A 19,652-nucleotide genomic window follows, 5' to 3' on the forward strand; every position below is an offset into this window, starting at 1 on the left:
GACGGCGGTGGACCGCCGGCCCGCCCCCCATCCGGCAGACCACTCACGTTCCACCGACCAGGAGGCTGACGTGGACGACAACATCCTCGAGATGCGTCACATCACGAAGACCTTCGCCGGGGTGGCGGCGCTGCAGGACGTCTCCCTGACGGTACGGCGCGGTGAGATCCACGCCGTCTGCGGCGAGAACGGCGCCGGCAAGTCGACGCTGATGAAGGTGCTCTCCGGGGTCCACCCGGCGGGCGCGTACGACGGCGAGATCGTCGTCGACGGGGTTCCTGTGCACATCAGGAGCATCCGCGACAGCGAGCGGCTCGGTGTCGTCATCATCCACCAGGAACTCGCCCTGGTGCCGCACCTGTCGATCGCGGAGAACATCTTCCTCGGCAACGAGGTCCGGGGACGCGGCGGCCTGATCGACTGGCACCGGGCCAACGCCGACGCCGCGACGCTGCTGGCCTCGGTGGGCCTGCGGGAGAACCCGGTCACCCCGGTCGTGCAGCTCGGGGTCGGCAAGCAGCAGTTGGTGGAGATCGCCAAGGCGCTGTCCAAGAAGGTCCGACTGCTCATCCTCGACGAGCCGACCGCCGCACTCAACGACGTCGACTCGGCCCACCTGCTCGACCTGCTGCGACGCCTGCGGGAACGCGGGATCACCTGCATCATGATCTCGCACAAGCTCAACGAGATCACCGCGATCGCCGACACCATCACGGTGATCCGGGACGGCCGGACCGTCGACCGTCTCGACGTCGCCGCCGGCGGGGTCACTCAGGTACGGATCATCCGGGCCATGGTGGGACGGGACCTCACCAGCTTCTATCCGGACCGGGTGAGCACACCGGGGGCGGAGGTGCTGCGCGTCGAGGACTGGTCGGTACGCCACCCCACCCAGGACCGCCTGGTGGTCGACGGGGTCGGTCTGAGCGTGCGGGCCGGTGAGGTGGTGGGCATCGCCGGTCTGATGGGTGCCGGCCGGACCGAACTGGCGATGAGCGTCTTCGGCCGCTCCTACGGTCGCGACGTCACCGGTCGCCTGTTCGTCCACGGTCGTCAGGTCCAGGCCCGGACCGTCGCCGAGGCGATCCGCAACGGCATCGCGTACGCCACCGAGGACCGCAAACGGTACGGCCTCAACCTGATCGAGGACGTCAGGCGCAACGTCTCGGCCGCCGCGCTCGACAGGTTGGCCCGCCTCGGGTGGGTCGACGACAACGAGGAGATCCGGGTCGCCGAGGAGAGTCGGCGTGACCTGAACATCAAGTCGTCGAGCGTGATGGCCGTGGTCGGCGAGCTCTCCGGCGGCAACCAGCAGAAGGTCGTGCTGTCGAAGTGGCTGTTCACCGACCCTGACGTGCTGATCCTCGACGAGCCGACGCGCGGCATCGACGTGGGGGCGAAGTACGAGATCTACACCATCGTCAACCGCCTGGTGGCCGCCGGGAAGGCCGTCGTGCTCATCTCCTCCGAGCTGCCGGAACTGCTCGGCATGTGCGACCGCATCTACACGCTGGCGGCGGGACGGATCACCGGTGAGGTGCCGGTGGGTTCGGCGACCCAGGAGGGCCTCATGCAGCTCATGGCCAAGGACAAGGACCGGGTGGGATGAAGAACACCGAGACCGCGCCGACCGTGGACGGCGAGCCGACCGGCAGTGCGCCGGCCGCCGCCCTGCACGCCGGCACCAGCGACCCCCGTCAGCTGATCATGCGGAACCTACGACAGAGCGGGATCTACATCGCCCTGGTCGTCATCGTCGTGCTCTTCACGATCCTGACCGGCGGTACGTTGTTGAGCCCCGGCAACATCACCAACGTCGTCCTGCAGTACTCGTACATCCTGGTGCTCGCGATCGGCATGGTCATCGTGATCATCGGTGGGCACATCGACCTGTCGGTCGGGTCGGTGGTGGCGCTCACCGGGGCGGTCAGCGCGGTCCTGGTGATCAGGGAGGGCCACGACTGGTGGGTCGGGGTCCTGGCCGCACTGGCGGTGGGGGCGGCCGTCGGTGCCTGGCACGGCTTCTGGGTCGCCTACGCCGGCATTCCCGCGTTCATCGTGACCCTGGCGGGCATGCTGCTGTTCCGTGGTCTCACCCTGCGGGTGCTGGACAACGTCTCGCTGTCGCCGTTCCCGGGCGAGTACCAGCAGATCGCCGCCGGATTCCTCAACGGACTGCTCGGCGGTGCCGGGTACGACGCGTTCACACTGCTCATCGGGGCGTTCGGGGTGGCCGGGTACGCCGTCGGCGGGTTCCGGACCCGGGTGGCCCGGATCAGGTACGGGCAGCCGGTCGAGTCGTTCCCCCTCTTCGTCACCCGGGTCCTGCTGGTCGGCACGGTGATCATGTACTTCGCCTGGCAGCTGGCGAACCACCGGGGACTGCCGATCGTCCTGATCATCCTCGCCGTCCTGGTCCTGGCGTACGGCATGGTGACCCGGCGTACGGTCTTCGGCCGACAGGTGTACGCCATCGGCGGCAACCTCCCGGCGGCGATGCTCTCCGGGGTGAAGGTCAGGACCGTCAACTTCTGGATCTTCGTCAACATGGGTCTCCTCTCCGCCGTGGCCGGGGTCATCTACTCCTCCCGGTCCAACGGGGCGCAGCCGGCGGCGGGGAACATGTTCGAGCTGGACGCCATCGCGGCGGCCTTCATCGGTGGTGCGGCGGTCACCGGCGGCGTCGGCACCGTGGTGGGTGCCGTGGTCGGGGGCCTGATCATGGCGGTGATGAGCAACGGCATGCAGTTGATGAGCGTGGACCTGTCGGTGCAGTCGGTGGTGAAGGGTCTGGTCCTGCTCGCCGCCGTCGCCTTCGACGTGTACAACAAGCGCCGCGCCGCCGGGTCCCGCTGAGCCCCGGCGGCGCGGCGAGGTGTCCGCCGGTCAGTCGACGGTGTCGCCCGACCGGGCCAGGAACCGTTCGAAGTCGGACCGCCGGATCGGGTCGACCACCCCGCCCCGCTGCGCCCACCAGGTCGGCGTCGGCGGGACGTAGTCGTCCTCCAGCAGGTCGACGTCGAAGTTCTCGCTCGACCGGGGCATCAGCATCACCAGGGGCTTGAGGTGGTCGCCGCCGGGCCGGTTGGCCGCCGCCGCGACGGCGTCCCGCCAGGTGTCGTAGTCGACGAGCTTGACCGGGTGCCCGGCGTCGGTGAGCCAGCCGAACATCTCCATCCACCGCACCCGGGTCTCACTGATCAGGTGGTAGCAGCCACCGACCGCCTCCGGGTGGGAGGCGACGGCCACGATCCCGGCCGCGATCCGGTCCACCGGCGTCAGTGTCATCGAGTAGTCGGCCTCCGGGGCGCACCCCAGGTACAGGCAGGCCGACAGGATCCGGGAGAACTGGTCGACCGGGTTGGCGACCCCGGTGGCGGTGTCCCAGGACACCTTGGCCATCCGGTACATGGTGGTCGGCAGGCCCCGCCGGGCCGCCTCCCGGACCAGGTTCTCCGCCACCCACTTGGTCTGGCCGTACCCGTTGGAGTTGGCCGACGGCGGGTCGACCTGGACGCTGCGCTCGTCCACCGGGCCGGCGTCGAAGGTGTCGGCGGTGAACACCGACATCGTCGACACGTGGTGCAGCGGGGTGACCGGCCCGGTGCAGGCCAGCCGGATGACCTCCCGGGTGCCCTCGATGTTGACCGCCCGCATCGCCGCGTACGGGTGCACGGCGCTGACGCTGGCACCGCAGTGGTAGATCGCGGCCACCGACCCGGCCAGCTCGGCCCACGTCCCGGGGTCGAGGCCCAGCCGTGGCTCGCCGAGGTCACCGGCGACGACCCGGACCCGGTCGGCGAACGCCGGATGGTCGACAGCCCACGTGCGCAGCGTCGCCAGGAGCCGGTCGCGCGCCCGGGCGTCGTCGGTGCCACGCACCAGACACACGATCGGGTTGTCGGTCCGGTCGAGCAGTTCCCGCAGCAGGAACGCGCCGACGAAGCCGGTGGCACCGGTGAGCAGCAGGGGGCCGTCCGGGGCGGCGGCGGGTCCCGCCGGTCGGATCGTCGGGTCGAGCTGCGAGTCGGCGACCATCCGCCGGGTCAGCTCGGCGGTGTCCCCACCGAGCAGGTGCCGGGACAGCTCGGTGATGGTCGGATAGGCCACCGCGTCCATCGGGGACATGGTCAGCCCGAGTTCGGCGGCCTCTGCCGCCACTCGGAGCCCGGACAGCGAGTCGGCGCCCAGGTCGAGCAGGTCGTCGTCCATGCCGATCCGGTCGACTCCGAGCACCCGTTCCCAGATCTCGGCCAGCCGCCGTTCGGTGGCGTTGCGTGACGCCACGTACGGGGTGCCGGTCTGCGCGCTCACGCCGTCCGGCGACGGCAGGCTCCGACGGTCGATCTTGCCGGCCGCGCTGCGGGGCAACGTGTCCAGGACCACCAGGAGTCCGGGCACCATGTACTCCGGCAGGCTGCGGCGCAGCAGGTCGCGCAGTTCGTCCACTGACGGACGGGGCGTCGACGGGCATCCGACGTACCCGACGAGTCGCCGGTCCCCCGCCTCGTCGGTGTGCGCCACGACGACCGCCTCGGCGACCGAGGGGTGGGCCAGCAGCGCCGACTCCACCTCGCCCGGTTCGATCCGGTAGCCCCGGACCTTGATCTGGTCGTCGGCCCGACCGAGGAACTCCAGGTCCCCGTCGTCCCGGTAGCGGGCCACGTCGCCGGTGCGGTAGAGCCGGTCACCGGGGGGTCCGTACGGGTCGGGGACGAACCGCTCGGCGGTCAGGCCGGGCCGGTCGTGGTAGCCCCGGGCCACCCCCGCGCCGCCGAGGTACAGCTCACCGGGGACCCCCACCGGCACCGGGTGGAGGCGGTCGTCGAGGACGTACACCCGGGTGTTGGCGATCGGACGGCCGATGGCCACCGGCACCGCCTGGTCGTCGTCGGCGTCGACCTCGTGGACGATGCAGCCGACGACGGTCTCGGTGGGGCCGTACTCGTTGACGACGGTGACCTGCGGGGCGATCTGCCGCCAGGCGAGGACGCTCTCGCGCGGCAACTGCTCCCCACCGACCACGAACACGCCGACCCGGTCGACGACGGTGCGCGAGGGCAGCAGGCCGCGCAGCAGGTCGAGGTGGCCGGGGGTGAGCTTGACCAGGTCCAGTGGGGTGCCGTCGGCGAGCATCCGGGCCACCGCCTCGACCTCCTCACCGGGCGGCAGGAGGGTCACCGTACGGCCGCTGGTCAGCGGGACCAGCAGGTTCGTCACGGTGAGGTCGAAGGCCACGGAGCCCAGCATCGGGGCACCGCCGCCGCCCGGGTGGGTGTACCGGCCGACCGCCCAGGTCAGGTAGTTGACCAGACCCCGGTGGGTGACCATGACCCCCTTCGGGGCGCCGGTGGACCCGGAGGTGTAGATGCCGTACACCAGGTTGTCGGGGTGCAGGCGGCGCGGGACCGGGCCGTCGGGGTGACCGGCGATCGCCGGCCAGTCACCGTCGAGGTAGCTCACCGGGATCGGCAGCGGGGGCAGCCGCCCGTCGAGGTGGTCCTGGGTGAGCAGCACCGACGCACCGGCGTCGCGCAGCGCGTAGGCCAGCCGCTCCGGCGGGTGCGAGGGGTCCAACGGCAGGTACGCCGCCCCCGCCTTGACCGCGCCGAGGATACCGACCAGCAGCTCCAGGCCGGGTTCGGCGTACACGCCGACGAAGTGGTCCGGACCGACCCCGTGGGTGCACAGGTGGTGGGCGAGTCGGTTGGCCCGGCCGTCGAGTTGGCGGTAGCTGAGGGTGCGGCCGTCGGCGAGCACCGCGGCGACCGCGTCGGGGGTGGCGGCGGCCTGCCGTTCGAAGAGGGTGGGCAGGTCGGTGGCGGGCACCGACACCTCGGTCTCGTTCCACTCCGACAGCAGTCGACGCCGCTCGTCGGCCGGCAGGTACGTCGCCGTCGCGTCACCGTCGGGGTCGGCGGCCATCGCCGCCAGGACCAGCCGGTACATGGCGGCCAGCCGCTCCCCGTTGGCCCGGCTGATCGCCTCGGGGTGCATCCGCAGGTTGATCAGGCCCTGCCGGAACGCGGTGACGGAGAGCCGGAACTCGATCTGGGAGTCGTCGATGCTGGCCCCGAAGTCGACGAGTTCGGTGTCGACGGTGCGGAAGTCGAGGTAGTTGAACATGACGTCGACCAGCCGTCGACCGGCGGAGAACTCCCGCTGCATGGCCGGCATCGGGTACCGCCGGTGCGACCAGAGCTCGATCTCCTGGGCGAAGACGTCCTTGACCAGGTGCCGCCAGGTGGGGGCGGTCAGCTCGAAGGGGAACGGCACGGTGTTGAGGAACAGGCCCAGGAGGCGGTCTGCTCCGGCCACCTCCGGGCGGGTGTCGCAGACCAGTCCGTCGAAGAACCGCCGCTCGTCGGTGAGCATGCTGAGCACCTTCAGGTGGGCGGCGTGCAGGACCGCCTTGATCGGCACCTCCGCCGTACGGGCCAGTTCCCGCAGCCCCTCCTCCAGGTCGTGGAACATCACCTCGACCCGGATCGGGGCGCCGGGGCCGGCGCCGTCCTGCCACCCGGGGGGCAGGGCGAACCGGCTGTGCCCCTCGACGACGCCCCGCCAGTAGTCGCGGTCCTCGGTGGAGGCGAGCGCTGCCTGCTCGGCGGCGATGAAGTCGGCGTACCTGACGCCGAGGCGGTCCTGCGGCGGGGCCGGGTGCCCGTCACGCAGCTGCCGGTAGCAGGTCAGCAGCTCCATCAGGAGCAGGTGGTAGCTCCACCCCTCCATGATCGGGTGGCACTCGGTGATCACCAGGGACCAGTGCGAGTCGGTGCGGACCACCGCGTGCAGGCGCAGCAGGGCGGGGACCGCCAGGTCGAACAGTTCGCGCCGCTCGGCCGCCATCCGGCTGCGGACCACCTCGTCCTGCTCGGCCGGGGAGAGGTGCCGGACGTCCTGGGCACTGGTCGGCAGGTGGGCGGTGCGGTGGATCAGTTGCAGCGGCTGGGAGTAGCCGACCAGGTCGAAACCGGTCCGCAGCACGTCCTGCCGCTGCACCAGGAGCCCGACGGCGGCCTCGAAGGCGGCCAGGTCGAACGGCTTGTCGTCGCGCAGCTGGTAGGTGGTGGCGTTGTGGTAGTAGTTCACCGAACCGCCGGCCATCATCTCCACGACCATGCCGGCCTGGAGCATGGAGACCGGGAAGGCGTCCACCACGTCCTCGGGCAGCCGGGCCCGGTCCTCGTCGGAGATCAGACCGAACGGTGGTACGCCCGCCACCGCGCCGGTCACGGCGGGACGTTCGGCGGCCAGCGCGGCGAGTCCGGCCACCGTCGGGTTGGCGAAGACGTCGTCGACGGCCAGGTCCAGGCCGAGGTCACGCAGGTCACCGACGAGGGCCACGGCGCTGAGCGAGTCCCCGCCCAGGTCGAAGAAGTCGTCGTCGACCCCCACGTCGGCCAGGTCCAGGGTGCGGCGCAGGACGCCGGCGACCTGTTCCTCGGCCGGGGTCCGGGGGCCGACCAGTTCGGCGGTGGCGGCGGTGGCCGCCCGGTCCGGGTCGGGCAACGCCGCCGGGTCCACCTTGCCGTTGCTGGTCAACGGCAGCTCCGGGAGGGTCACCAGGTGAGCCGGAACCATGTGGTCGGGCAGCGCGGTGGCCAGGAACTCCCGTACGTCGTGGACGTCGGGGGTGGTCGCGTCGGCCGCGACGACGTACCCGACGAGCACCCGGGCACCGGCGGCGGTCTCGCGCAGGGTGACGGCGGCCTCCCGGACGTCGGGGTGTCGCCGCATCGCGGCCACCACCTCGCCGGGCTCGACCCGGTAGCCGCGCACCTTCAGCTGGTCGTCGGCCCGGCCGAGGAACTCGATTTCGCCGCCGGGCAGGACGCGCGCCCGGTCCCCGGTGCGGTACAGCCGGGACCCGGCCCGACCGTACGGGTCGGGTACGAACCGGTCGGCGGTGACCGCCGGCAGCCCGTGGTACCCGTGGGCCAGCTGCACCCCGCCCAGGTAGAGGTCACCGGCGACGCCGATCGGCTGCGGGCGCAGCTCGGCGTCGAGGCAGTACGCGGTGGTGCCCGGGGTGGCGTGGCCGATCGGCAGCAGGGCGGCGTCGGAGGCCGGGGGGCGGACGGTGTGGATCACGTTGGCGACGGTGTTCTCCGTCGGCCCGTACTCGTTGACCAGGGTGGTGTCCTCCCCGGCCAGCTCCCACCAGCGCTCGGCGAGCCGGGTCGGGAAACCCTCGCCGCCGACCACCAGGTGGTGGGCGAGCCGACCGGCCCGGTCGGCGGGGAGCTGGTGGACCAGCAGGTCGAGGTGGCCGGGGGTGAGCTTGAGGAAGCTGAACGGCTGGTCGCCGGCGGCCCGCAGCAGCGCCTCGGCCAGTCGGTGACCGTCCAACCCGGCCGGGAGCAGGTGCACCGGTTGTCCCGCCGTCAGCGGCAGGTAGAGCGTGGTGACGACCAGGTCGAAGGCGGTGGAGGAGAAGAGCGCCGCGCCGTTGCCGTCGGCGCTGAGGTACCGCCCGGCCGCCCACCCCAGGTAGTTGCCGACCCCGGCGTGCCCGACCCGCACCCCCTTCGGTCGGCCGGTGCTGCCGGAGGTGTAGACCAGGTAGGCCACCCCCTGCGGGTCGACGGCGTCGGGCAGGTCGTCGGGGCTCTGGGCGTCCACCTCGGCGTGGTCGACGTCGACGCAGAACACGTCCCCGGCGCCGACCCGGTCCCGCAGGTCCGCCTCGGTGACCACCAGGGCCGCCCCGGCGTCGTCGAGGATGTGCGCCATCCGCTCGGCCGGGTCGTCCGGGTCGACGGGCACGTACGCCGCCCCCGCCCGCCACACCCCGAGGAGGGTGGGCACGAGGTCGGGGCCGCGGTTGAGGCAGACGCCGACGACGGAGCCGGGGGTGACGCCTCGGGCGTGCAGCATCCGGGCGGTCCGGTTGGCGCGGGCGTGCAGCTGGGCGTACGTCATCCGGTGCCCGTCGGCGTGGACGGCGACGGCGTCGGGGGTGCGGGCGGCGTACGCGGCGACGGCCGCCTCCACCGACCGGGGAGGTGCCGGGGCGGCGTCGGGGCGGTCCGCTCCCGAGGCGAGGACCCTGGCCCGTTCGTCGGCGTGCAGGACGTCGACTGTGGACAGCGGGGCGTACGGGTTCCGGGCCACCGCGTCGAGCAGGGCCCGGAACTGGGCGGCGAACCGGTGCACGGTGTCGGCGTCGAACAGCGCCGTCGGGTACTCCACGACCCCGCGCAGCGTTCCGTCGGGCCGCTCCGTCAACTCCAGCCGCAGGTCGTGTTTGGCCACCGCGCCGGCCTGGTCGACCGCCGTCACGTCCAGGCCGGGCATGGTGAAGGTGGACGGGGACGACTCGGCCATGTCGTACATCACCTGGAACAGCGGGGTCCGCGACTGGTCCCGGCCCCGCTCCACGTCGTCGACGAGGAACTGGACCGGCGCCTCCTGGTGGGTGAACGCGTCGAGGACCGTGCTCCGGTTACGGCCCAGCAGGTCGGCGAAGGTGGGGTCGCCGTCCCAGCGGGCCCGCAGGACGACGGTGTTGAGCAGGAACCCGATGAGATGCTCCACCTCGGGGCGGCTCCGGCCGGCGACGGCGCTGCCGACCGCCACGTCCCGTTGTCCGCTCCACCGGGCCAGCAGCTCCTGGTAGGCGGTGACGCCGACGGTGAACAGGGTGGTGTCGTGGGCTCGGGCCAGGTCCCGCAACCGGCCGGTCAGCTCCGCCGCGACGGTGAACACCACCCGGTCCCCGGCCCAGCTGCGTCGCGCCGGACGGGGCCGGTCGGTGGGCAGTTCCAGGGGGGCGAGTCCGGTCAGGGTGTCACGCCAGTAGCCGAGTTGGGCGTCCAGCGTCGCCCCGGTGAGCCGGTCCCGCTGCCAGGCGGCGACGTCGGCGTACTGCACCGGCAGCGGCGGGAGGGTCGGGGCCACCGCCGGGTCGACGACCTGGAGGTAGAGGGTGAACAGGTCGTTGATGAACACCCGCATCGACCAGCCGTCGAAGGCGATGTGGTGGAACACCACGGCGAGCAGGTGGTCGTCGTCGGCGAGTCGGACCACCCGGATCCGTACCGGGTGTTCCCGGCCCACGTCGAAGGGGACCTCGGCGTCGGCGGCGGCCAGGCGCAGGGCCTGCGGTTCCCGTTCGTCGGCCGGCAGGTGGGTCAGGTCGGTGCAGCGCAGCACCGACGTGGCCGGGGCCGGGTCGACGACCTGCACCGGTTCGGCGTCGGCGAGCTGGTAGCGGGTCCGCAGCACCTCGTGCCGCTCCAGCAGCCGGTGCCAGGCCTCGCCGAGGCCCGACAGGTCGAGTCGACCGGCGACGCGCAGGGTGATCGGGACCGCGTACTCGGGGCTCTGCGGGTCCAGGACGGTCAGGAACCACAACCGCTGCTGACCGTAGGAGACCGGCAGTCGACCGCCCCGGTCGACCCGGGGGATGCCGTCGCGGCGGCGGGTACGGGTACCGGCGAGCCGTTGCCGGATCAGCGCCTCGCGTCGGGCGGCCGCGTCGATGACCTGGTCGGTGCTGTCCGTGCTCATGCTCGCTGGTCCCGTCTCGCTCACAGGTTCTGCTGGGGGTGCGGGCCCGCGTCGCGCAGCAGCGCGCCGAGCCAGTCGGGGTCGACGTCGGTGACCACGCCCTCGGCGACGAGGAAGTCACCCAGGGTCCGGGTGTCCCAGGTCGCGCCGGGTCGGCCGTAGGCTGCCGGTCCCCGGGCGACGACCTGACGGGCGTCCCGTTCCTCGTCGCCGGTCGGCCTCGGGCGTTCCCCGCCGGTGTAGTCGGGGTCGAACGAGGCGAACCCGTCGGCGTTGAAGTTGCGGATCACCGCGCGGACCCGGGCGACGTCGGTGACCACGTGCTGGGAGATCGAGGCGATGTTCGAGCCCTGGACGCTGAGCAGCACGATCTTGGCCCGCTGCCAGGTGACGGCGGGGGTGTCGGTCCCACCGGCCAGCCGCCACAGCTGCGTGACGTCGGCCTCGTCGACCTGCCGGGCGACCGGGCTGTCGGCGGCCCGCGCCCGGCGGGGCGGGCGGCGGGAGAAGCGCAGCGGGACCGTCGTCATCCGGGCCGTCCAGGTCAGACGCGCCTGCTGCCACTCCAACCGGACGGGGATCGACCACTGGTCCAGGCCGGACAGGTCGACCTCCATCAGCGCCCGGTACGCCGCCTCGGGCAGGTCGGGTTCGAGTGACACGGCGTGTCCGCTGCTGGCGTCCTCCAGGCGTACCTCGTGGGCCCGCCCCCAGCGTCCCGGGTCGGACCGCATCGCCTGGAGGGCGTCGACCAGTTCCCCCAGTGACCGCCACCCGTCGACGTCGTCGGCGAAGCCGTCCAGGAACGGGGCCAGGGGTGCGGTGAGCACGATCAGGAAGGCCGACGTCGGCGGAGGGCCGCCGTACGAGTGGCCCTCGGCGACGGCCGTCATCCCCCGCTGCCGGAACAGTTCCGTCATCGCCGCGACCTCCTCGGCCGTCGGCCCGGTGTCGAGCAGCACCCCGACGTGCAGACCCACGTCGGGGGCGGCCGAGGTCACCGCGTTCACCACCGCATCTCCTTGCGCACCAGCAGGTGCTCGGCGTGCACGCCGTCGCGCCGGCAGGTGTCGAGGAACTCGGCGACCTGGAGGAGCTGGTACGACTCGGGGGTGTAGCTGGTGGCCATGACGTGTTGTAGCCAGTCCTCCTGGCCCATCGCGTACACGTACGCCTCGCGGGCGCCGAGCTGCTTGAGGATCCCGGTGGCCTGGGCGGCGTTGGAGCCGGACAGCTTGCGGGTCAGCGCCATCTTGCGCGGCACCGGCTGGGTGAACAGCGCGCTGTAGAGCCAGGTCAGCGGGGCGCCGTCGCACTCCATTCCGATGAAGGCCAGGTCGGTGGGGCCGACCGCCTCGCGGATGCGGGTGTAGAGGTGCGACTCCAACCCGGAGGTGTCGGCGCCGACGAAGACCGACCGGCCGGCGATGTTCACCCAGTAGCTGCTCTTGGCCCGGATGTCGAGGTCGCAGTGCTCGCCGAAGAACGGGGCGGAGACGATGGTGCCGCCGTCGAAGGGCAGCTCGTCGAGGTCGTCGACCTCCCGGACGGTCATCCCGACCCGCTCCAGGTAGTGCCGGATCGACGGGTCCTGGCGCTGGCCGCCGCCGTTGCGGGGGACGACCACGGTGCCGATCTTGTGCCGGAGTTGCAGGAGCGTCTCCAGCACCACGTGGTCCTGGTGGGCGTGGGTGATCAGGCAGTAGTCGATCCGGTCGGGCAGGTCGACGTAGGTGAACCGGTCACCGGCGGCCGGATTGGAACTGATGAACGGGTCGACCAGGATCGACGTCGAGGGTGACTGGAGCAGCAGGCAGGCGTGCCCGAAGTAGCGGATCCGGCCGCCGGAGTCGATGTGCCGGTCCGGGGCGAGGGTCGACTCTGTGGTGAGCAGGGTGCGCAGCGTCGCCTCCTGCTCGGCGCCTGTGATCTCCAGCGCCTTCGCCACCTGCTCCAGGGGCTGCGGGGTGCTCCGCAGGGCGAACAGCTCGTCGATGCCGGTGTGGTCCAGCGGGAGGGGCAGTTGCAGGTGACCGTCGCGGGCCAGCCGGGGGGTGCTCAGGATGAACGGGGGTTCGCTGCCGTCGTCGAGGGACAGTTCGATCGCCTCCCGTTCCCGGCGGTGCACCGCGCTGCGGTAGAGCAGGGGTTCCAGGAACCGCAGGGTCGGCTGGTGGTTGAGGTCGTAGACCAGCTCGACGTAGCCGCGCAGCTCCGGGGGGAGCTGGGCGTACAGCGGGGACAGGTCGTATCCGGTGGCCTGGGCCCGCAGGAGGTCCTCGGCGTTCTTCACGGCGGCGGCGAAGGCGATCGCGGCGGACTCGTCCCGGACGATCCGGTCGCGCAGGTCCCGTACCTCGTCGACGCGGGACGCCTCGGCGTTGATGAAGAAGCCGCCCTTCATCTTCGGGTTGGCCACCGCCGCCAGGTGCACGTCCGGCCGTTGGACGTACGAATCCATGATCGGCAGGAGAAGGTTGGCGAGGTTCATCGCGCCGGAGACCGGCGTGTAGACGTGGGTCCAGGCGACGAACTGGTTGACCAGTCCCTCGATCCGGACGTTGGGCTTGAGGTACAGCGGCTCGGTGCTCATCGTGTCCATCCCGGGTGCCAGGTGTCGGGTTCGGGGTCGGTGGACGGTTCGATCGCCGCCACCTCGTCGTCGGTCAGGTCGGCGATCTCGGCTCGGATCTCCTCCTCGATCGCCTCGGCGAGGGCGGCCACTGTGGGCCGCTCGAAGACCAGCCGCATCGGCAGGTCCACGTCGAACTCCTCGGCGATGCGCGACAGCAGCCGTACGGCGAGGATCGAGTGCCCACCGGCGGCGAAGAAGTTGTGCTGCACGCCGACGTCGACGCCGAGCAGCTCGGTCCAGACGGCCAGCAACCGCTCCTCGGCGACGGTCCGGGGTGCCACGGGCTCGGTGCCCGACGGATCGGTGCCGGTGTCGGGGGCGGGCAGCGCCCGTCTGTCGACCTTCCCGCTCGACGTCAGCGGGAGCGCGTCGAGGCGTACCCACAGCTGCGGGACCATCGGTTCGGGCAGCCGGTCCCAGCAGTGTTCGGCCAGGTCGTCGGAGTCGGGTTCGGCCCCACCGGCAGGCGTCCAGTACGCCGTCAGGCGGGTGTCGCCGCCCCGGTCGACGGCGGTGACGACCGCCTCGGCCACCCCGGGGTGGGTGAGCAGGACCCCCTGCACCTCGCCCGGCTCGACCCGGTGGCCCCGGATCTTGACCTGGTCGTCGGTGCGCCCGAGGTACTCCACCGCCCCGTCGTCGCGCCACCTGACCACGTCGCCGGTGCGGTAGAGGCGGCCACCCCCACCCGCCGGGTCCGGAACGAACCGCTCGGCGGTCAGGTCGGGCCGGGCCAGGTAGCCCCGGGCCAGCTGGACACCGGCCAGGTGCAGTTCCCCGGGCACCCCCGTCGGCACCGGCCGCAGCTCGGTGTCGAGGACGTACAGGCGGGTGTTCCACACCGGTCGGCCGATCGGCACCGGGTCGCCGGGGCGGCCGTCGTCGCACCGGGCGGCGGTGACGTCGACGGAGGCCTCGGTCGGGCCGTACAGGTTGTGCAGTTCGACGCCGGGGAGCACCGTCACGAACCGGTCCCGCAGCGCCGGGGTGAGCGCCTCCCCGCTGGCGATCACCCGACGCAGCCCGGTGCACCCGGACGCGGCGCGGTGACCGAGGAAGGCCGCCAGCATCGACGGGACGAAGTGCAGCGTGGTGATCCGTTCCCGGGTGACGAGGTCGGCGAGGTAACCGGCGTCGCGGTGCCCCTCCGGGCGGGCCAGGACCAGCACCGCCCCGGTGACCAGCGGCCAGAAGAACTCCCACACCGACACGTCGAACGAGGACGGGGTCTTCTGGAGGACCCGGTCGGCGCCGGTGAGGCCGTACCGGTCCTGCATCCACAGCAGCCTGTTGACGATCCCCTCGTGCGGCACCACCACCCCCTTCGGGCGGCCCGTGGAACCGGAGGTGTAGATGACGTACGCCGGGTGTCCCGGCAGCGGCGGCGTCGGGGCCGTACCGCCGTCGGCCGGCAGCGGTTCGTCGACCAGCAGCAGCGGCGGGTGCTGCGCGGGCAGCGCACCGACCACCGCGGTGCGGGTCACCACCAGTTCGGGGCGGGCGTCGTCGAGCAGGTACGCGATGCGCTCCGGCGGGTACCCCGGGTCGACCGGGACGTACGCCGCCGCGGCCTTGACCACCGCCACCAGCGCGATCACCAGCTCCGGCGACCGGGGCAGGACCACGGCGACCCGCCGTTCCGGTCCGGCACCCCGGGCGACGAGCGCGGCGGCCAGCCGGTCGCTGCGGGCGTCCACCTCGGCGTAGCTGAGGGTGGCCCCCTCGAAGACCACAGCGGGGGCGTCGGGGGTCCGGGCCGCCTGTTCCCGCAGCAGCCCGGCCAGGGTCTGTGGGGGCACCGGATGGTCGGTGGCGTTCCACTGCCCGGCCATCCGGGCCCGCTCGGCGTCGGTGAGCAGGTCCAGGTCGGCCACGACCACGTCCGGGTCGGCGGCGACCTGCGCCAGCAGCCGCAGGTAGTGCCCGACCAGACGCTCGGCGGTGGTCCTGTCGAACAGGGCCGAGGCGTACTCCAGTCGACCGCTGAGGGATCCGTCGGCGTGCCGACGCACGATCAGCCCCAGGTCCTGGCGGGCGGCCAAGGGCACCTCGTCGATCCCGTCACCGGGCACGACCCCGGCGTGTCCGTCGGTGTGCAGGTCGAACAGCACGTCGTAGAAGGGGTTGCGGGACAGGTCCCGGTCGGTGCCGAGCTCCTCGACGACCTGCTCGAAGGGCAGGTCCTGGTGGGCGAAGGCGGCCACGGTCGTGGCGCGCACCCGGTCGAGGAGGTCGGTGAAGCGGGGGTCGCCGGAGAGGTCGCAGCGCAGGACCAGGGTGTTGATGAACATCCCGACCAGGCCGTCCAGCTCCGGGCGGGGTCGACCGGCGACCGGCGACCCGACCCCGAAGTCCACCTGCCCGCTGTAGCGCGACAGCAGCACCGCGTACGCCGCGAGGAGGGTCATGAACGGGCTGGCGCCCCGGGTCCGGCCGACGGCCTGCACCGCGCGGGCCACCTCGTCGGGCACCTCGAAGGCGACGGCCCCGCCGCGCGGGTCCCGGGCCGCCGGGCGGACCCGGTCGGTGGGCAGCTCCAGTGGGGGCAGATCGGCGAGCTGGGTGCGCCAGTGGTCCAGCTGTCGCCCCCGTACCTCGCCGGTGAGGAAGGTGCGCTGCCAGACGGCGAAGTCGGTGTACCGGACCGGCAGGGCGGGCAGGGCCGGAGGTCCGTCGCCGCCGCGGTGCCCGGCGTACCCGGCGGTGCACTCGCGGACGATCAGGTCGGTGGACCAGCCGTCGGCGGCGATGTGGTGGGTGAGCAGGAGCAGCACCGGGTCGCCGTCGGTCGGGCGGGCCAGCACCGCCCGCAGGACCGGTCCCTGTCCCAGGTCGAAGCCCCGACCCAGGTCGTCGGCGAAGGCCGCCCCGGTGACCCGGCCCGCCACGTCGACCACCCGCAGCGGTACGGCGGCAGGCGCGTCGACCACCTGGACGGGTTCGGAGTCGACGAGGACGTACCGGGTGCGCAGGGTCGGGTGCCGGGTGACCAGGTCCCGCAGGGTCCGCTCCAGGGCGGGGAGGTCCACCGGGCCGGGCAGGGGCACCAGGACCGGGGTGAGGTACTCGATGCTGCCCGGGTTGAGCCGGTCGAGGAACCACAGTCGACGCTGCCCGGACGACAAGGGCTGCGGCCCCTCCCCCGCGACCGGGGTGACCGGGGGCACCGGCCGGGCCGGTGCCGCGTCGGGGTCCTCGTCGGCCTGCCCGGCGTCGACCAGGGCGGCGTGCCCCCGGACGGTCAGGGCGGCGAACAGGTCCCGGATCGGCAGGTCCACGCCGCTGCGTTCGCGTAGCCGCACGGCGAGCTGCCCGAGTTGCAGGGAGTGTCCGCCGAGGGTGAAGAAGTCGTCGTCCAAGCCGACCCGGGCAACGCCGAGGACCTGCGCCCAGGCCGCCGCGACCGCCTGTTCGGCGGCGGTCACCGGGGCCACGAAGGCGACCGGGTCGAGCGCCGACTCCGGGGCGGGCAGGGCCGACCTGTCGACCTTGCCGTTGGGGGTCGACGGCAGCTCCGACATCGGCACCACCACCCCGGGCACCATCGCCTCGGGCAGTCGGGCGCGCAGGAACGTCCGCAGTTGCGCCGGGTCGACGCCGTCGGCGACGACGTACGCCACCAACCGGCGGGACCCGTCGACGCCGGTGTGCCCGACGACGACGCACTGCCGGACCCCGGGGTGTTCGGCGAGGGCGGCGCGCACCTCGGCCGGCTCCACCCGGACCCCGTTGACCTTCACCTGCTCGTCGACCCGCCCGACGAACTCCAACACACCGTCGGGGCGGCGACGGACCAGGTCACCGGTGCGGTACAGGCGGGCACCGGGCGGGCCGTACGGGTCGGGCACGTACCGCTCCGCCGTCAGGTCGGGTCGGCCCAGGTAGCCCCGGCCGACAGCCACCCCGCCGACGTGCAGTTCCCCGGCGACCCCGGGTGCGGTGACCTGCCCGTACGCGTCGAGCACCAGGGCGCGGACCCCGTCGACCGGACGCCCGATCGGCACCGGGCCGGTGGTCGGCTCGGTCGGCACCCGCTGGGCGGTCACGTCGATGGCGCACTCGGTCGGGCCGTAGGTGTTCCACACCGTCACCGGGGCACGGTCGGTGAGCCGCCGCACCAGGGCGAAGTCGAGGGGTTCACCGGCCGACCAGACCTGCCGCAGGGCGTTGCAGCCGGACCACCCGGACTGGTCGAGCATCGCCCGCAACACCGACGGCACCAGTTGCAGGACGGTGGCCCCGGCCTCGGCGACCGCCCGGACCAGCCCCGCCGGGTCCCGTTCCACGCCGGGTTCGGCCATCACCACCGTCGCGCCGCAGACCAGCGGGGCGAACCATTCCAGCACCGCGGCGTCGAACCCGACCCGGGTCTTGGCCAGGATCCGGTCGTGCCTGCCGAGTTCCTGCGCCCGCACCGACCAGCGGACCCGGTTGGCGATGGCCCCGTGGGTGACCACCACCCCCTTGGGGACCCCGGTGGAGCCGGAGGTGAACATGACGTACGCCGCGTCGGCGGGGTCGAGGTCGGCGCAGCGCCGGTCCGCGCCGACGTCGGGTTCACCGTCGGCGGCGACGGTGGGCACCAGGACGCACCCCTGCGGTACGGCGGCGCGCAGCGCCTCGTGCCGGTCCGGGCCGGCCAGGACGGCCGCCGCGCCGGAGAGCTCCAACAGCCGCCCCCACCGGGCGGGCGGGAGGTCGGTGTCCACCGGCAGGAACGCCGCTCCGACCCGCCAGGTGGCCAGGGTGGCCACCGCCAGGTCGAGGCTGCGGTCCAGGCAGAGGGCGACGATCGCGCCGGGGCGTACCCCGTGGCGGCGCAGCTGCCCGGCGAGGTCGAACGCGGCGGCGTCGAGCTGCGCGTACGTCACCACGTCGGATCCGGCCTGCACTGCGGGGGCGTCCGGCGTCTCGGCGACCTGTCGGGCCACCAGGGCGGGCAGCAGCTGCGACGGGTCACCTGCCGGTTCGTCGCCGGTGGCGGCGTCCAGGGCCGCCTGCCGTCCCGCCTCGCCGAGCAGGTCCACCCGCCGCCAGTCGGTGTCCGGGTCGGCGCCGACGGCGTCGAGCAGCCGGACGTACTCCGCCTGGAGCCGGGCCGCCGTGGACTCGTCGAACAGGGCGGTGGCGTACTCGAACTGGACCTCCAGCGTGCCGTCCGGGCGGGGGATCAGGTGCACGGTCAGGTCGAGCAGGGACCCGCCGGGCGCGATCGGCTGCGGGATCTCCTCCCCCACCGGGTGGTCGGTGTTCTGCACCGGCATGTTGCAGGCCACCTGCACCAGGGGCGGGACGCTGCGGTCGGTGTCGCCGCGCAGCTGACGGACCAGCGTCTCGAAGGGGACGTCCTGGTGGGCCATGGCCTCGGCGAGCCCGGCCCGGACGAGCCCCACGACGGCACGGAACGGCTCCCGGTCGGCCGACGAGGAGACCCGGGTCCGCACCGGCACCACGTTGACGAACATGCCGACCAGGTTCTGCAGCTCCGGCAGCGTACGCCCGGTGACCTGCACCCCGACGGCGACGTCGGTACGGCCGGTGGCCCGGGCCAGCAGGACCTTCAGCGCGGCCAGGCAGACGGTGTAGGCGGTGGTGTCCTCGGCGCGGGCCAGTTCCCGCAGCGCCTCGGCGGTCCTCGCCCCGACGGTGGTGAGCAGCGTCGCCCCGGCGTAGTCCGGCTCGGCCGGGCGGGGCCGGTCGGCGGGCAGCTCCAGCGGGGGCGGCAGGTCGGCGAGCTTCTCCCGCCAGAAAGCGAGCTGGTCGTCGTGGCGGCCCGACTCGACGCCCTCGCGTTGCCAGGCGGCGAAGTCGGCGTACGTGACCGGCACCGGGGGGCGGTGGTGCGGCAGCGCCGTCTCGTACATCAGCATCATCAGCGAGGCGGCGTCGGCGACGACGTGGTGGGCGGCGGTGACCAGGACGTGGTCGTCGGCGGCCAGCCGGATCAGTTCCATCCGCCACAGCGGTGCCCGGGCGAGGTCGTAGCGGCGCAGCACGACGTCCCGGATACGCCCCTCGATGCCGTCGAGGGCCTCCGGGACCCCGGTCAGGTCGGTCAACGGCACCGTCACCGGCACCGTGTCGGCGACCACCGGGCGGGGTTGCCCGTCGACGACCTCGATGGCGGTGCGCAGGCTGTCGTGCCGGGCCACCACCTCGGCGAGCCGGTCGGCCACCTCCGCCGGGTCGATCGGCATCCGCAGCCGGACCGCGCCGCCGAGGTTGAACACCGGGACGTCACCGGCGAGTTGACCTGTCAGCCAGACCCGCTCCTGGGAGAAGGAGAGCCGGGCCGGCACGTCGGCCGGAGCGGCCGGGATCCGCCGCTGTGTCCCCTGCGACCTCCCGCCCCCGGCCAGCAGTCGGGCGAGCAGTTCGCGTTTGACCGCGGACATCGGCTCGCCGGAACCGGTACGGACACCGGCCTTGGTCATCGCGCCAGTCCTCCCGTCGGGTCGGTGGTGGCCGGTCGACCGACCGGCCACCACCGCCGTTCCTGGTT

General features: G+C 72.9%; 5 protein-coding genes and 1 pseudogene. 2 read left to right on the plus strand and 4 right to left on the minus strand.

The features are described 5' to 3' along the window. Nucleotides 1–142: 142 nt before the first annotated feature. Both WHN02_RS20740 and mmsB read left to right on the plus strand, forming a co-directional pair. Nucleotides 143–1,609 (plus strand): annotated as a pseudogene (locus WHN02_RS20740) (ATP-binding cassette domain-containing protein); the annotation flags it as partial. Next, the gene (mmsB, locus tag WHN02_RS20745) at nt 1,606–2,856 is read left to right on the plus strand and encodes a multiple monosaccharide ABC transporter permease (protein WP_434740366.1); all 1,251 of its coding nucleotides are present in this window, start codon (nt 1,606–1,608) and stop codon (nt 2,854–2,856) included. The pseudogene WHN02_RS20740 and the gene mmsB, both read left to right, overlap by 4 nt. 30 nt (nt 2,857–2,886) lie before the next feature. Here the strand turns inward: mmsB and WHN02_RS20750 are convergent, their stop codons facing one another. Genes WHN02_RS20750 through WHN02_RS20765 form a run of 4 tightly spaced genes read right to left on the minus strand, consistent with a single transcriptional unit; the run spans nt 2,887 to nt 19,584 of the window. Beyond that, on the minus strand, nt 2,887–10,515 hold the full coding sequence (locus tag WHN02_RS20750; protein ID WP_434740367.1) for an amino acid adenylation domain-containing protein: 7,629 nt from the start codon (nt 10,513–10,515) through the stop codon (nt 2,887–2,889). A 20-nt stretch (nt 10,516–10,535) separates the two neighbouring features. Then, nucleotides 10,536–11,528, minus strand: coding sequence for a hypothetical protein (locus tag WHN02_RS20755; protein ID WP_434740368.1), 993 nt, complete (start codon nt 11,526–11,528; stop codon nt 10,536–10,538). Continuing rightward, nucleotides 11,522–13,108, minus strand: coding sequence for an MBL fold metallo-hydrolase (locus tag WHN02_RS20760; RefSeq protein ID WP_434740369.1), 1,587 nt, complete (start codon nt 13,106–13,108; stop codon nt 11,522–11,524). Before WHN02_RS20760 ends, WHN02_RS20755 begins: the two co-directional genes overlap by 7 nt. Beyond that, on the minus strand, nt 13,105–19,584 hold the full coding sequence (locus tag WHN02_RS20765; protein WP_434740370.1) for an amino acid adenylation domain-containing protein: 6,480 nt from the start codon (nt 19,582–19,584) through the stop codon (nt 13,105–13,107). Before WHN02_RS20765 ends, WHN02_RS20760 begins: the two co-directional genes overlap by 4 nt. Nucleotides 19,585–19,652: the final 68 nt, after the last annotated feature.

Origin of the sequence: Micromonospora sp. SH-82 (assembly GCF_051132485.1) — a bacterium.
Taxonomy (GTDB): domain Bacteria; phylum Actinomycetota; class Actinomycetes; order Mycobacteriales; family Micromonosporaceae; genus Micromonospora.